This window comes from Acetivibrio ethanolgignens (assembly GCF_001461035.1).
Taxonomy (GTDB): Bacteria; Bacillota; Clostridia; order Lachnospirales; family Lachnospiraceae; genus Velocimicrobium; species Velocimicrobium ethanolgignens.
In genome coordinates this window covers 34,567-50,888 of record NZ_LNAM01000113.1, presented here as the reverse complement: position 1 = coordinate 50,888, position 16,322 = coordinate 34,567, and the positions used below count along the sequence as shown (strand labels likewise).

At 40.5% G+C, this 16,322-nt stretch carries 12 protein-coding genes; 11 read left to right on the top strand and 1 reads right to left on the bottom strand.

The features are described from left to right. Positions 1-116: 116 nt before the first annotated feature. From ASU35_RS06630 to ASU35_RS06605, 6 genes are all read left to right on the top strand, one after another. Positions 117-1,025, top strand: coding sequence for a chemotaxis protein (locus tag ASU35_RS06630; RefSeq protein WP_058352261.1), 909 nt, complete (start codon positions 117-119; stop codon positions 1,023-1,025). 59 nt (positions 1,026-1,084) lie between these two features. Beyond that, positions 1,085-2,755: a hypothetical protein gene (locus ASU35_RS06625; RefSeq protein WP_058352260.1), complete on the top strand. Its 1,671-nt coding sequence runs from the start codon at positions 1,085-1,087 to the stop codon at positions 2,753-2,755. Positions 2,756-2,769: 14 nt separating this feature from the next. Further along, on the top strand, positions 2,770-3,375 hold the full coding sequence (hisH, locus tag ASU35_RS06620; protein WP_058352259.1) for an imidazole glycerol phosphate synthase subunit HisH: 606 nt from the start codon (positions 2,770-2,772) through the stop codon (positions 3,373-3,375). A gap of 9 nt (positions 3,376-3,384) precedes the next feature. Beyond that, positions 3,385-4,146, top strand: a complete 762-nt coding sequence (hisF, locus tag ASU35_RS06615) for an imidazole glycerol phosphate synthase subunit HisF (RefSeq protein ID WP_058352258.1) — start codon at positions 3,385-3,387, stop codon at positions 4,144-4,146. Positions 4,147-4,160: 14 nt separating this feature from the next. Then, the gene (locus tag ASU35_RS06610) at positions 4,161-4,859 is read left to right on the top strand and encodes a uracil-DNA glycosylase (RefSeq protein ID WP_058352257.1); all 699 of its coding nucleotides are present in this window, start codon (positions 4,161-4,163) and stop codon (positions 4,857-4,859) included. 246 nt (positions 4,860-5,105) lie between these two features. After that, a complete protein-coding gene (locus ASU35_RS06605) occupies positions 5,106-6,545 on the top strand; it encodes a thiol-activated cytolysin family protein (RefSeq protein WP_058352264.1) in 1,440 nt (479 codons plus the stop codon). 75 nt (positions 6,546-6,620) lie between these two features. On the opposite strand, the gene ASU35_RS06600 is transcribed toward ASU35_RS06605, so the two are convergent. Next, positions 6,621-10,847 (bottom strand): 2-hydroxyacyl-CoA dehydratase, encoded by a 4,227-nt coding sequence (locus ASU35_RS06600; protein WP_058352256.1) that lies wholly within the window; start codon positions 10,845-10,847, stop codon positions 6,621-6,623. A 184-nt stretch (positions 10,848-11,031) separates the two neighbouring features. Here ASU35_RS06600 and ASU35_RS06595 point away from each other — a divergent pair, with 184 nt between their 5' ends. The 5 genes from ASU35_RS06595 to ASU35_RS06575 all read left to right on the top strand — a co-directional run bounded on the left by ASU35_RS06595 (position 11,032) and on the right by ASU35_RS06575 (position 16,320). Further along, positions 11,032-11,442, top strand: coding sequence for a LysM peptidoglycan-binding domain-containing protein (locus tag ASU35_RS06595; protein WP_058352255.1), 411 nt, complete (start codon positions 11,032-11,034; stop codon positions 11,440-11,442). 73 nt (positions 11,443-11,515) lie between these two features. Continuing rightward, entirely contained in the window at positions 11,516-12,370 is an 855-nt protein-coding gene (locus ASU35_RS06590) for a rhomboid family protein (RefSeq protein WP_058352254.1), read from the top strand. A 54-nt stretch (positions 12,371-12,424) separates the two neighbouring features. After that, positions 12,425-14,086, top strand: a complete 1,662-nt coding sequence (locus ASU35_RS06585) for a phospholipid carrier-dependent glycosyltransferase (protein WP_058352253.1) — start codon at positions 12,425-12,427, stop codon at positions 14,084-14,086. A gap of 29 nt (positions 14,087-14,115) precedes the next feature. After that, positions 14,116-15,051, top strand: coding sequence for a glycosyltransferase family 2 protein (locus ASU35_RS06580; RefSeq protein ID WP_058352252.1), 936 nt, complete (start codon positions 14,116-14,118; stop codon positions 15,049-15,051). Positions 15,052-15,063: 12 nt separating this feature from the next. Next, positions 15,064-16,320: a hypothetical protein gene (locus ASU35_RS06575; protein ID WP_058352251.1), complete on the top strand. Its 1,257-nt coding sequence runs from the start codon at positions 15,064-15,066 to the stop codon at positions 16,318-16,320. Positions 16,321-16,322 lie beyond the last annotated feature (2 nt).

The following is a 16,322-nucleotide window of genomic DNA, read 5'->3' as shown; positions in this document are numbered from 1 at the left end:
ACATTAGAAAATACTGGCTTTTAATAGGTTGACTTGCATTGAACTTCACGGATTCAGGTGTAATATAATGGTGGTAGATGTATTTATGCTACTATTCGATAGGAGGATATAATGATATGGATACTGGAATTTTATTGGAAAGCGGAACAAATGAACTAGAGATATTAGAATTTAAGGTTGGAAATAATTATTATGGAATTAATGTGGCTAAGATTAAGGAAATATTGCCATATAAGGTGCCAACTCCTATTCCAAATGCTCATCCCTGTGTAGAGGGCATTTTTATGCCTCGTGATGAGATTATTTCAATCATTAATTTGGAAAAGTATCTGAATTTGATGCCGTCACCAGACACCAGCCAGGATATGTATATTGTAACCAACTTTAATAAGCTGAATACGGCGTTTCATGTACATGGAGTTGTAGGAATTAACCGTGTTTCCTGGGCTGATATAGTAAGACCGGACAGCACAATTAATACGAATGATGAAGGCGTTGCAACAGGTATTATCCGGTTAAATGACAAGCTGATTGTTATTCTTGACTTTGAGAAGATTGTTTCTGATATTAGTCCTGAGACTGGATTGAAGACCTCAGATATTGACCGTATGGGAGCAAGAGCGAGAAATAATTCCCCTATCCTGATTGCTGAGGATTCTGCACTATTAAGTAAGCTGATTTCTGATTGTCTGTTTAAGGCGGGATATAATAATCTTACCATGTGTAATAATGGAGCAGAGGCATGGGACAAGCTACAGGATTACAAAGAAGCAGGAAAGATTAATGAAAAAGTTGCTTGTGTTATTACTGATATTGAAATGCCGCAGATGGATGGTCATAGATTGACTAAGCTGATTAAAAGTGATGAAACGTTAATGGCAATTCCAGTGGTAATTTTCTCTTCGCTGGTTAATGAAGAGATGCGTAAAAAAGGAGAATCCTTGGGTGCTGATGCACAGCTTTCCAAGCCTGAAATTGGAAAATTGGTTGAAGCCATTGATAAGCTTTTAGAAGAGCAAGCATAGAAAAATAAAAAACGCCCCTGTTTCTTGGGGCATTTTTTTAAAGGAAGGAGGTACTTGGAATGAGTCAGAAAAAAGATGAGTACTATTTGGATGATTTATTAAAGGAAGTCAATAATCATCCTGTTAATTATGATAATTATGCTAAAAAAGGTGAACAGAAAAGTACAAGTACCGAAATTGAAGAAGTCTTTGATAATCCGGAGCTATTGGATGAAGGATTGGAGGAGACAGAAGATTTTAGCTGGGATGACATCTCTTTTGATGAAGAAGGGATGTCCTTTGGCGATATTAATTTTGATGACTTTCAGGAAGAAAAGAATGATGACTGGAATTTCGAAAGTACAGAAGAGGAAAGCTTGGAGGCTATGGAGGCAGAAATAGAGGCCACAGAGCCAGAAGCAGAGGTAATAGTACCAAAGATATCGGAAATGGAGAATGAAGCAGAAGCTGATGAAGAGAAAACTCCAAAAGCTGAGGGTTCTTTGGATAATATTGTAGAAAATCTTCTGGATAATTTAGATGATCTTGGAAGCCTTGAAAGCAGAATACCAGAGACTGAAGAAAAGAATGAAAAAGAAAATGTAACAGAAGGAATGGAATCCGAAAATATGGAAGATTTAGATGCATTAATGAATTCTTTAACCCAAGAAGAGGTAAACGAGACAGATAGTCTAGAAAATGAAAACAGTGATATTGATGATTTATTAAGTCTGCTGTCAGATACTGATTTTGCCGCAGTGCCTGAGGGAGAGGACGGAGAAGCAGAGTCTCAGGATAATAATGCAGACGATATTTTTTCTTTGGATGCAATGCTAAATGACATGGGTGATCTGGAGGATTTAACTGAAACAGATGCTTCTCAGGAGAAATTATCAGACCTTACCTTGGATATGGGTTCGGAAGCTGTGGATTTAGATAATAGTCTGGCCGATTTGAAGGAAGAACAGGAGCCAGCAAAAGAGAATAAGGGCAAGGTGTCTATTTTCCAAAAGCTTTTTGGCAATGTGCATGATGAAAAAGCAAAGAAGAAACAGGAAGCAAAAGAAAAAAAGAAAAAGCCTAAAAAGACGAAGGAAGAGCTGGAAGAAGAGAAAAAGCTGAAGGCTCAGGAAAAGAAGGAAAAACAGGATGAGGCTAAAAAGATAAAGGAAGCAAAAAAGAAAGAAAAGGAAGAGCTAAAGCGGAAGAAAAAGGAAACGCAGGCCAGAGAAGAAGAGGTTGATGAAGGCCGAATTAACCGGGCTGGTGCTACTATCGTTTTTGTTTTCTTTGGATTGGTTGCTGCTGGTATTATTTTAGGTGGAAAAGGCTTTTCCTACCACCGAAGTATTGCGAAGGCTACAGAGTATTTTGGAATACAAAGGTATAATGAAGCCTATGATGAAGTGCGTGGCGTAGAGATAAAAGAAGATGATCAGGAAATTTATGATAAGATTATAACGGTTATGTATGTAAATAAGCAGTTAAATTCTTATAATAATTATTATGGTCTGAGAATGTATCCGGAAGCATTGGATTCTCTTTTAAAGGGATTAAAACGTTATGAAGAATATATTTCTTATGCAAAGGAGCTTGGCATAAAAAGTGATATGGATTATGTCAAAGGGCAGATTTTAGGCGAGCTCAGGGAAATGTACCAAATATCTGAAGAAGAAGCTTACCAGATTATGGAAGCTGGAGATCAGGAAGAGTACAGCAGACTTGTAATTAAAAAAGCAGAAGTAGAATAAACAGGAGAGCTCAAATGATTGCTATTGTAGATTATGATGCAGGAAATTTAAAAAGTGTCGAAAAGGCTCTGTTATATATTGGTGCACAGCCGGTGATTACTCAGGAACCGGCTGTGATACGGAGAGCAGATAAGGTAATTCTTCCTGGGGTTGGAGCCTTTGGAGACGCAATGGATAAGCTTAAAAAATTTGACTTAGCTAATACTCTAAAAGAGGTGGCCGGTTCTGGTACACCTTTTTTAGGAATTTGCCTTGGCTTGCAGCTTTTGTTCCCCTTTAGTAAGGAAGCAGAAGGTGTAAAGGGGTTATCTATATTAGAAGGAGGTATTTATCGTATTCCAGAGAGAGAAGGACTTAAAATTCCCCATATGGGTTGGAATTCCATAAAAGTAACACCGGGAGCCAGACTTTTTAAAGGAATGGAAGAAGAGCCTTACGTCTACTTTGTACATTCTTACTATTTAAAGGCAAAGAATATGGAGGATGTAGCCGCTACTACAGAATACGGAGTTACCATCCATGCTTCGATTGAAAAGGGAAATCTTTTTGCCTGTCAGTTTCATCCGGAAAAGAGTGGTGAAGCGGGACTTAAGATACTGGATAATTTTGTTCATTTATAGGAGAAAAAAATGTTTACAAAACGAATTATACCTTGCTTGGATGTCCATGAGGGACGTGTGGTAAAGGGTGTAAACTTTGTTGATTTAAAGGATGCAGGAGATCCGGTGGAGATAGCAAAAGCCTATGACGTGGCTGGAGCAGATGAGCTGGTATTTTTGGATATTACAGCATCTTCAGATGCCAGAGCCATCCGGCTGGATATGGTAAAAAAGGTAGCTGAGACGGTGTTTATTCCATTTACCGTAGGAGGTGGAATACGGACAGTTGAGGATTTTAAGGTGCTTCTCAGAGAGGGTGCTGATAAAATAGCTGTCAATTCAGCTGCGATTGATAATCCAAAGCTAATTTCTGAGGCAGCACAAAAATTTGGAAGCCAGTGTGTGGTTGTTGCCATGGATGCAAAAAAAAGAGAAGATGGAACCGGCTGGAATGTTTATAAGAATGGTGGAAGAATTGATATGGGAATAGATGCCATTGAATGGGCAAAAAAGGCCTGTGAGCTGGGGGCAGGAGAGATTCTTTTGACCAGTATGGACTGTGACGGAACGAAGGAAGGGTATGACCTTGCCTTGACAAGAGCAGTATCAGAAGCTGTTTCTATACCGGTAATCGCGTCTGGTGGTGCAGGAAAAATGGAGGACTTTTATACGGCTCTGACAGAAGGAAAAGCCGATGCTGCACTGGCGGCTTCTTTATTTCATTATAAAGAATTGGAGATAAAGGAAGTAAAAAGTTATCTGAGAGAAAAAGGAATCAGTGTACGATTATAGAGAGGAGTATTCTCATGGGAGCGATTGAAAATGACTGGCTGGAGGCTATCAGTGGAGAGTTTAGTAAGCCCTACTATAGAGAATTGTTTCAGTTTGTTAAGGAGGAATACAGCCATTATATAATCTATCCAAATGCAGATGATATATTTAATGCATTTCATTTTACACCTTTAAGTAAGGTAAAGGTAGTAATTTTGGGACAGGATCCGTATCATAATGTGGGACAGGCACACGGCCTTTGTTTTTCTGTAAAGCCGGAGGTAGAGACACCACCTTCTCTGGAAAATATTTATAAAGAGCTTCATGACGACCTGGGATGCTATATACCAGACAATGGTTATTTAAAAAAATGGGCTGATCAGGGTGTACTTATGTTGAATACTGTTTTAACGGTACGGGCTCATCAGGCTGCCTCGCACCAGGGAAAGGGTTGGGAACAGTTTACAGATGCAGTAATTCAGGCTGTTAATGCCCAGGATCGGCCGATTGTGTATATGCTGTGGGGAAGACCAGCTCAAGGTAAAATACAAATGCTTACAAATCCCAAGCATTTGATTTTAAAAGCACCACATCCAAGCCCGCTATCGGCGTACCGTGGATTTTTTGGATGCCGGCATTTCAGTCAGGCAAATGCCTTTTTGCAGGAGCATAGGCTAGAGCCAATTGACTGGCAGATTCCAAATATATCCGATGGTAGTATGCTTGATGCTTAAATGATATGACAATCATGAAAGTCAATTTACTTTCGTGTGTCAATACAACCGCAGAAAGGGGGAGTTTTGGGATGCAATTTGTTAAATTGAAAGGAAAGGAGATGGAGGCTGAAAAAGAATTGTATAGGTGACGATGATTTGTAGTATATTTAGTATTTGAATAACAGGAAGGGAAGGAGTTATGTTATGGGAAAAAAATTTTTTAGAATAGTATCTTCAGCTCTTTTGGCAATATCTTTGCTAAGTATGACACCGACTCAGATTCTGGCAGAAACGGGAAATGATATAGATGAGTTCATCTACGGACTGGAGTATAATAATCAGGATGTTCTGACACAAACGGGTGAAACGTTAACCAATGTACCAGTGACAAGTGGCAACACTCAAAATGGAAAATATATTGTGGTGCAAAGGGAAAAGAAAAGTATTTCCAATAATAGTGCAGATATTTCTGTTATAGATTTCAATGGTTCCAGTATATATGCCGGAGCAATTTTAAAGGCTGATAAGGGACTAGTCGATAACAGTCCGACTATAGTAGCTGTTCCAAGGGGGGAATTGACTTTAAGCATTGATTTGCCGGGTATGGAAAATAATGACAGCTATATAAAAGTAGAATCTCCTGCCAAAAGTAGTGTAGACAGTGCTATTAATAATCTTCTGGCAAAATGGAATAAGACTTATGCATCCGATTATGCAAACATACCTGCAAAGCTGCAGTATAACGAAACAATGGTATATAGCAAGTCACAGCTAAAGACTAAATTTGGTGCTTCATTTGAAAAGCTGATTGTACCATTAAACATCAATTTTGAAGCTGTACACTCCGGAGAAAAGCAGATTCAGATTGTAAATTTCAAACAGATTTATTACACAGTAAGTGTTGATACGCCAAACTATCCACATGAATTTTTTAAGGAATCTGTTACAGCAGAGCAATTACGCAAAAAAGGGCTGAACAGCAGCACACCACCTGTTTATGTTTCTAATGTTTCTTATGGTCGTTCTATGTACATTAAATTAGAAACAGATAGCAAGAGTACACAGGTACAGGGGGCTTTTGATGCCGTAATTAAGGGTGCAGATATTAGTAATAATACAGAGTATCAGGATATTTTAAAGAATACATCCTTTAGTGCAGTTATTTTTGGTGGAGATGCAGGAGGAGCCAGTCAGGTTATTAGTGGTAAAATTGATGATTTGAAAAAAATCATTCAAGAAGGAGCTCGTTATAGTAGATCCAATCCAGGTGTACCAATTTCTTATTCCACCCACTTTATGAGGGATAATGCTCCGGCTGCAATTTCCAGTTACTCAGAGTATGTTCAGACAACATCAACATCATACGATAACAGTTTTCTTACATTGGATCATTCCGGAGGCTATGTTGCACGTTTTTATGTTGATTGGGATGAATTAAGCTATGATAAAGATGGAAAGGAAGTATGGGAGCATAAATCATGGCATAAGAATGGCTGGAATTTAACTTCCCATTGGAGCGAAACAATAGAAATTCCTGGGAATGCACATAATCTGCATATCGTTATACAGGAGTGTACCGGCTTAGCATGGGAATGGTGGAGAACTGTTTATGATAAAAAGAATGTTCCTCTGGTAGGTAAGAGAAAAATCACGATTTGGGGAACAACACTGTATCCACAGTTCTGCGATGAAACCATTAAATAATTTATAAAATATTTTGTAATTTGACACATAAACATCCCCACAGGAAGATTTTACTATAGTCCTGTGGGGATGTTTTCAGTTTCCAGAAAGATTCTTGCCAGCGGTCGAAAGCATCAGCTTAATGCGGTTTAACTGATTAACCTCACTGGCACCAGGATCGTAGTCAACAGCCACAATATTGGATTCAGGAAAGGCCTGGCGAAGACTCTTAATGACCCCTTTTCCTACTACATGGTTTGGAAGACAGGCGAATGGCTGAACACATATGATATTTGGTACACCGGAATGAATCAGTTCAATCATCTCAGCTGTCAAAAACCATCCTTCCCCTGTCTGGTTACCACAAGAAACAAAAGGTTCTGAATAGGAGGCCAGTTTAGCAATGGCAACCGGCGGTTCAAAGCGTTTGCTTGCTTCCAAAGCTGTTCTGGCTGTCTTCCGGTACCATTCCAGTACCTTGATAATCAGGTTACCTATTTTGGCTGATTTTTGAGATTTTCCTAGATATTCAGCTTTAAAATTGTTATTGTAACAAGCATACATAAAGAAATCAATTAAATCCGGGCAGACAGCCTCGGCACCCTCCTCTTCTAAAAGGTCAACCAGATGGTTGTTAGCGATTGGAAGGAATTTAACCAGAATTTCTCCAACAATACCTACTCGTGGTTTTTTCACATTTAATAATGGCAGCTCATCAAAGTCCTTTATAATACCTGCAATATTTTTCTTAAAGATTCTAAGATTTCCTTTTTTTACATCCTGGCGACATTTATTCAGCCAGCGGCGGTGAAGCTCATTGGCAGAACCAGGAATAGCTTCATATGGACGGGTTCTATAAAGAACACGCATAAATACATCACCATAGACAAGAGCCTGCAAGGCACGGTTAATCAGGGCAGGGCTAATCTTAAAGCCTGGATTTGTTTCCACGCCTGCACTTAAGGAAATTACCGGAATCTGTGGCATAGCAGCCTTTTCCAGTGCACGGCGGATAAAACCTATGTAGTTGGTAGCACGACAGCCACCACCCGTTTGTGTAATAATAATTGCTACCTTATTAAGATCATAACGGCCGGAGAGGAGAGCTTCCATAATCTGACCAACTACAATCAGAGAAGGGTAGCAGGCATCGTTATTTACATATTTTAGTCCAACGTCAACCGAGGACTTTAAGCTTGGTAAAATCTCCAGCTTGTAGCCACAGGAAGCAAAAGCTGGCTGCAGGATGTCAAAATGAATTGGAGACATCTGGGGACATAAAATGGTATAATTTCGCTTCATTTCCTTTGTAAATATAACCCGGTGATGGGTAGCAGCTGCTTCATGAGGCAGAATATTTTTTTCCTCCCGCTCCTTTACTGCAGAGAGAAGAGAGCGGATACGGATTCGGGCAGCACCCAGACTGTTAACCTCATCAATTTTTAAAACCGTATAAATTTTACCGGATTTCGTTAAAATATCGTGAACCTGGTCTGTAGTAACGGCATCCAGACCGCAGCCGAAGGAGTTCAGCTGAATCAGCTGAAGGTTCTTCTGGGTACGGACGAAGGAGGCTGCTGCATACAGTCGGGAATGGTAAGCCCACTGATCCATGACAATCGTAGGACGGTCTACCTTGCCTAAATGGGAAATACTGTCCTCTGTCAGTACGGCAATTCCGTAGGAGTTTAAAAGCTCTGGAATACCATGGTTGATTTCCGGGTCAATATGGTATGGGCGGCCGGCTAAAACAATACCTGTACGGCCAGTTTCCTTAAGATAAGCCAGGGTTTCTTCTCCTTTTTTCTGGATATCCCTTCGGGTAAGGCAAAGCTCCTCATAGGCAGCATGAGCTGCTGTACGGATTTCTTCCTCTGGAATCTGGTTATGCTCTGTAAACCATGCTACCAGACGATTGGTCAGAATCTCTTCGTTTTCAAAGGAAAGAAAAGGATTCTGATAATTAAAATATTCACTTTTCAATTCTTCTACATTATTTTTAATATTTTCTCCATAAGAAGTAACGATTGGACAATTATAGTGATTATTTGCTCCAGAAACCTCCTGGTGCTCATAAGGAACACATGGATAAAAAATATAAGGTACCTTCTGGTTAATGAGCCACATAATGTGTCCATGGGCCAGCTTGGCCGGGTAGCACTCGGATTCGCTTGGAATAGATTCAATACCCATTTCGTAGATATTTCTTTTGGAAGCTGGAGAAAGGATAACCTCATAGCCCAGCTTTGTAAAGAAGGTGAACCAGAAAGGATAATTTTCGTACATATTCAGTACTCTTGGGAGCCCTACTTTACCTCTTGGGGCATTGGAGGAATCTAAAGGTATGTAATGGTCAAAAAGACGTTGATTCTTGTATTCAAACAGGTTTGGTACATGTTCCTCGTTTTTTTCCTTTCCAAGCCCCCTTTCGCAACGATTTCCCAAGATAAAACGGCGGCCGCCTGTAAATTTATTGACTGTTAAAAGGCAGCTATTCGTGCATCCACGGCAGCGGGTCATAGAGGTTTCAAAACGAAGCTCATTCAGCTGTGTTGCTGTAAGGAGTTCAGTTTCCTGGCCATGATAGTGGTTGCGGGCAATCAATGCAGCACCAAAGGCACCCATAATGCCGGCAATATCCGGTCTTACGGCATTACAGCCGGAAATACGTTCAAAACTCCGTAAAACAGCATCATTATAAAAGGTGCCGCCCTGTACAACGATTTTAGTTCCTAAATCCTTAGGGTCAGTAAGCTTGATTACCTTTAACAGAGCATTCTTTATAACGGAATATGCAAGACCAGCAGAAATGTCGGCAACGGTTGAACCCTCCTTTTGGGCCTGTTTTACTTTGGAATTCATAAATACGGTACAGCGGGAACCGAGATCAATTGGATTCTCTGCAAAAAGAGCCATCTCTGCAAATTCAGTAACGCTGTAGTTTAAGGATTTTGCAAAGGTTTCGATAAAAGAACCGCAGCCAGAAGAACAGGCTTCATTTAACTGAACGCTGTCTACGGTGTTATCCTTTATTTTAATACATTTCATATCCTGACCACCGATATCCAGAATACAGTCTACCTCTGGCTCAAAGAAGGCAGCAGCATTGTAGTGGGCAACCGTTTCTACCTCTCCTTCATCCAGCAAAAGAGCAGTTTTAATAAGGGCCTCACCATAACCGGTAGAGCAGGAACGGACAATTTTAGCACTCTCCGGCAGTAGTTCGTAAATTTCCTTTAAGGAACGAATCGCCGTTTTAAGTGGACTTCCGTTATTGTTGCTGTAAAAAGAGTAGAGTAGAGAGCCATCTTCCCCAACCAAAGCTGTTTTGGTGGTTGTAGAACCTGCATCAATACCCAGGAAGCAGTTGCCACGATAGGAGGCTAAATCTCCTTTTTTTACACTGTGGGCATTGTGCGTTTTTTGAAACTCCAGGTATTCTTCCTCAGAAGCAAATAAGGGCTCCATGCGGCTGACTTCAAATTCCAGCTTTACACCTTTTTCCAGCTTATCTAGGAAGCTTTTCATAGAAATTAAAGAATCCTCCTGTGCATTCATAGCAGCTCCGATAGCGGCAAAAAGGTGGGAATGCTCGGGAGCAATAATTTCATCCTCGCTTAAATGAAGAGTACGGATGAAGGCTTCCTTAAGCTCTGTTAAAAAGTGAAGCGGTCCACCAAGAAAAGCAACATTGCCACGAATTGGCTTTCCACAGGCAAGACCACTGATGGTCTGGTTGACTACTGCCTGGAAAATAGAAGCAGCCAAGTCCGGTTTAGTAGCTCCTTCGTTAATTAATGGCTGAATGTCAGATTTTGCAAATACACCGCATCTGGCCGCAATCGGATAAACAGCCTTATAATCCTTTGCATATTCATTAAGACCGGCAGCATCTGTTTTTAATAAAGAGGCCATTTGGTCAATAAAGGAACCAGTTCCTCCTGCACAGATACCATTCATACGTTGTTCAAGGCCGCCGGTAAAATATATGATTTTAGCATCTTCACCACCAAGCTCGATTGCAACATCCGTCAAAGGTGCATAATCCTCTAAAGATGCAGCAACAGCAATGACCTCCTGAACGAAAGGTACATTTAAATGCTTGGAAAGAGCAAGTCCTCCGGAACCGGTAATAGCCGGAGCTGCCGAGATATCTCCCAGCTGTGCATAAGCCTTTTTTACAATAGAGGCAAGTGTTTCCTGAATATTGGCATAGTGGCGTTCATAATCAGAGAACACCACCTGATTATTTTTATCAAGGATTGCTATCTTTACCGTAGTGGAGCCGATATCAATACCCATAGTAATAAAGTTATTCTGCATAAATTCCAGCCTAAGGCTGTATCCTCCCTTATTTCTTCCTATTAAATGTCGAAATGTTTGCTACATCATTATATGCTAGTTAATTCATGAAAGCAAGAGTTAAAATATTAAAAAAAAGAAAAATATCTGGAACCTTCTGGGAAAAAGAGAATAGGATAGTAAAAAAGACAGAAGTTGTGATAGTATGAATTTTGATTATTGTGAAGGAAAGATTCATGTAATTAAGGCAGGAGATACACTTTACAGCATCAGCCGGATGCATCGGGTACCACTGGCTATGATTCTGCGGGCTAATCCATATGTAGATGTTTATAATCTCCAGGTTGGAGATGAAATTTGTGTTCCTGTGCCTGTTACAGCACCGGAACCGATACCGCAGCCACTGCCTACGCCGGAACGCCCTCCGGAAGGTGGTATGGCGGTACTTGAATACCTGACAGTAGAAGGGGATGATATTCAGAAAGTCTTAAATGAATTTCAGATTAGTTTAGAAGATTTATTAAAATTTAATGATTTAATGGATATGAAGCTTGTGCCGGGAATTCGACTGAAAATACCGCAAACACCAGAAAATAACAGAAATTCCTGTCGATAGAATAGGATTTGACAAAGCACAGGTAAAAAGAATATAATCTATATAAAGTACATTTAGATAGTGAGGTACAAAAATGAAATTTTTAGATAAATTAGAACGCAAATACGGACGTTATGCTATTCAGGGATTGATGCGGTACGTTGTTGTACTGAGTGTTGCTGGTACTGTGATTGGATTGCTCAACCCATATTTTTACGGTCAGTGGCTCTGTCTTGACTTTGATAAGATTTTTCAGGGGCAGATATGGAGACTGTTTACCTATATTCTGCAGCCGGGGCTCTCTGCCGGCATTGGATTTGTAAACCCAATTAGTATGTTGCTTTACTGCCTGGAGCTTTATTTCTATTACTGGATTGGAAGCTCTCTGGAAAATGTATGGGGTTCTTTCCGGTTTAATATGTATTATATGTCAGGCTTTCTTTTGAATATTGTGGCTGCAGCCATTATTTATTTTGCTTTTGGTGTAAGCTATCCGGCAGGACTTGGTTATATTAATCAGACGATGTTTTTAGCAGTAGCAGTGCTTTTCCCAAATGTACAGGTGCTTTTTATGTTCTTTATCCCGCTGAAGATAAAATGGCTGGGTTATCTGTATGGGGCACTGTTGGCTTACAATATTATTGCATGCTTAATTAGTGGGGCTTATCCGATGGCAATTGCATTGATTGTAGCTACAGGTAACTTCCTTATGTTTTTTTTCAGCAGCCGCAATTATCGTAGAATGTCACCAAAACAGGTGAAGCGGAGAGCTGCCTATAAAAGAGAAGTACATCAGGCAAAGGGGATTACAAGGCATAAGTGTGCTGTTTGCGGCAGGACAGAATTGGATGATGAAAATCTGGAATTCCGTTTCTGCTCAAAATGTGACGGAAATTATGAGTACTGCATGGAGCACTTGTTTACTCATGAGCATGTACACAAGCATTAATTAAAAAGGGGCTGTCTTTTGGCAGCTCCTTATTGTAGTAGTTGGAGAATGAAGATGAAAAAACGAGATTATATTGCTCTGGGAGTAATTATGTTTTTTTACAGTGTGATTGCTTTTTTTCACCTGGGAGATAGACAGGCTCCAGAGAGCTTTTATGAAATATCGGAGTGTTACGAACAGGTAGTACTGGATTTAGGAGAGGTATCGCATATCCAAAAGATGGACTATTACCTGGGCTGTTATCATGACAGGAAGATTTCTATGGAAACGTCTGTCAGTGAGGATGGTCCTTATCGTCCGATAGAGGAGGATTTGGTACTTGAAAAGGTCTTTTCCTGGGGTAGCATTGAAATAAATAGGGATGTCAGATATGTAAGGCTTGTTTTCCTGGATGATAAGGCTTCCATTGGAGAAATTGTTTTTATTGATGAGAATGGAAAGGCTATAACGCCGAAAAAAGTGAATTCTACAGATGTAGCAAAGCTTTTTGACGAAACAGAGCTTTATACCGGAAGAAAGACCTATCTGAACAGCACTTATTTTGATGAGGTATATCATGCCAGAACGGCGTATGAATATATTCATGGTCTTTACAGCTATGAAAATACCCATCCACCTCTTGGCAAGCTGTTCATTTCCTGTGGAATCCGTGCTTTTGGCATGAATCCCTTTGGATGGAGAATTGCAGGGACGCTCTTTGGTATTGCTATGCTTCCGTTTATTTATTTGTTTGCAAAACGGATAGTAAAGGAATATTTTCTTACAGTATGCACAACGATTCTGTTTGCCTTTGATTTTATGCATTTTACGCAGACCAGGATTGCTACGATTGACGTATTTGTAACCTTTTTTATTATTCTGATGTACTATTTTATGTACTGCTACTGTAAGCGGAGTCAAAATGGGGAAACTCTTGCAAGGACCTTAGTGCCTCTGGGACTTTCTGGTATCAGTATGGGCTTTGGCGTAGCAAGTAAATGGACAGGAGCCTACGCTGGAGTTGGACTTGGAGTAATATTTTTTGCTACGCTCTATCTGCGGTGGAAAAAGGACAGAAGCCTTTCCTATGTTATAAAGACTCTTGCCTTTTGCCTGATATTTTTTGTGGCAATTCCAGCTTTGATTTATACATTATCCTATATTCCGTTTGTGGATAACCAGAATACCGGTTTGATTGCAAAGATGCTTAAGAACCAGGAAACGATGTTTAGCTATCATACAGAAATAGACGCAACCCATCCTTATTCCTCCTGGTGGTATCAATGGCCAATTATGTACCGCCCAATCTGGTATTATTCCGGTACTGTGACAGAGACCGTAAAGGAGGGCATCAGTGCTTTTGGCAATCCTCTTGTCTGGTGGGCTGGAATACCGGCATTTTTCTATTTGCTGTACCGGGCAGTAAAGAAGAAGGATAAAAAAGCAGGATTTCTTGTAGCTGCATATTTGGCTCAGTACATTCCTTGGATATTTGTCAGAAGAATTACTTTTATCTACCATTATTTCCCAAGCGTACCTTTTGTTACGCTGATGATAGGCTATTGTATGTTTTTGTTGTGGAAGAAATGGCCGAAGATAGAGCTGGGTATCTGCATTTATACAGGACTGGCCGCATTTCTATTTGTAATGTTTTATCCGGTGTTATCCGGATTCCCGGTATCTACCTGGTATGTAGATAATTTTCTTCGATGGTTTGGAAGCTGGGTGCTGTTATAAATTAAGATGCTTTGCAGGGAGAGTAGGATATGATACGATATTCAGTAATTGTGCCGGCTTATAATGAGGAGCTGGTGATAGAGGAGAGCTGTCGGCGTTTAACAGAGGTTATGGAACGCGCTGGTGGTGAATATGAACTGATTTTTATCAATGATGGAAGCCGGGACAAAACGCCAGAGCTATTAAATGCCCTGGCAGAACAGGATGCCAGAGTAAAAGTGCTTCATTTTTCCAGAAACTTTGGTCACCAGACGGCGGTGTCTGCGGGAATGGATTATGCGGCTGGACAGGCTGTAGTGATTATTGATGCGGACCTCCAGGACCCGCCGGAGGTTATTCTTAAGATGATTGAAAAATGGAAACAGGGCTATGATGTTGTTTATGGAAAGCGTTTGCAGAGAAAGGGTGAGACCTGGTTAAAAAAGGTGACAGCAAAAGCCTTTTACCGCTTTTTAAATCATATGACAACTGTAGACATACCAGTGGATACCGGTGATTTCCGTCTGATTGACAGAAAAGTATGTGATGTGATGAAAGGGCTGACGGAAAAGAACCGTTACGTCCGTGGGCTTGTAAGCTGGGTCGGATTTAAGCAGACAGCTGTAGAATATGTTCGGCAGGAGCGGTTTGCAGGGGAAACGAAGTATCCGTTAAAAAAAATGGTAAAGCTGGCGGTAGATGCGACAATGTCATTTTCCTATAAGCCGCTGCGGATTGCTGGTTTTGTAGGAATGGGGCTTTCTTTTGTAAGCTTTGTCTATCTGGTAGTAATCATATGTCAGAAGCTGTTTACCAACACAACAGTTCCTGGCTGGGCTTCTTTAATTGCCGTTATGCTTTTTTTCAATGGAGTTTCTTTGATACTTCAGAGCGTAACCGGAGAATATGTAGGCAGAATTTATGAGGAAACGAAGAACCGGCCTTTATATATTATAAGCGAAGCAAAGGGATTTTCTGAAGAATAGGAAGGATAGGGTATGAAAGGATTGAAAAAGGAAGAGCTGGCTCGCTGCTATTATGAAAAAATGCTTCTTTTTGGAGCGATGGAATATTACAATTTAAAAGAAACACAGGCAGCAGGAGCTTTTATGGAAACTATAGACAGAGCTGTAGAGGCATTGGTTGATAAAAGGGTTGCAGTCTCGGATATAACAGAGGAGCTTTCTAAAGCCAGACAGGAGCTGGAGGATAGAGTTGATGTTTTGACGGCCTGTGTAGACCAGCTGGAGATTTATCAGTATGCTCTGAATCGGATTGAGCTTCGCTTTGCAGAGAAGATAGAGCAGCTGGATGAAGAGGCTTTTATACAGAAAACGATGGAGTATATTTTTTCCTCCAGGGACAATATGATAATCAATGAATTGATTAAAGAGGTCATTAGCCAGCTGCCGGTACGGATGACAAAGGGGAAATACTTTGAACGGATTCGGGATGGATTGTCAATCTATAAAGGAGCTGATAAATCTTCTTTGGATTCGATGCTGTATATGCTGCGGACAAGCAGTATGCTGTACCATCCAAAGAAAGAAGGCACCTTTTATACCGAATATACAGATACAGCCAGAAAAGTTGGGAGTCTGGATTTTACGGCTATGACAAAGGAAGAGCATGGACAGGCAGAAGCACTTCTTGAAAAGACAGGAGATGCCCTGATGCAAGAAATGGATCGTTGTATGCTTTTTGCGGAGGCTGTAAATCATATTTACGCGGTATTTCTTTTAAAGGGTATGGAAGCTGGAAAGGGATGGATGAAGCCGGAGATAGAGAGGCTTCTTACGGCTTCTCAGAAGAACTGCTTTGAAGAGGCACAAAAGGAGCTTGTGGCATTGGAGGGCTGTCAGGAGAGACTTCTTTCTGAGGAGGGATGCCTGGAGGGCGGATTATTTGCAGCAGACCTGGAGGAAGAAGGAGTACGGGAGCTTATGATGGTTCAGGCTCTGGGAACAGACAGTCTTTTTATGAATTTTGATTTTGAAAGTCAGGAGATAACCGTAGACAGTGCCCTGGCTATGGAAGAGGCTGATAAACTGACAGAGGAATTGAAAGAGTTGTTTTCTAAAAATTCTATGCTGATTAACCGGGCAATTATGGCTAATACTTTAAGTAAGCTTCCTGTATTTTTTGAATCCTCAAAGGAGGTTATGGAATATATACAGAATTCACTGGAGCAGTGTCATGATACCGCAGAAAAGACAATGTCGATGAAGCTGATTTATCATATAATGGAAGGATGAGA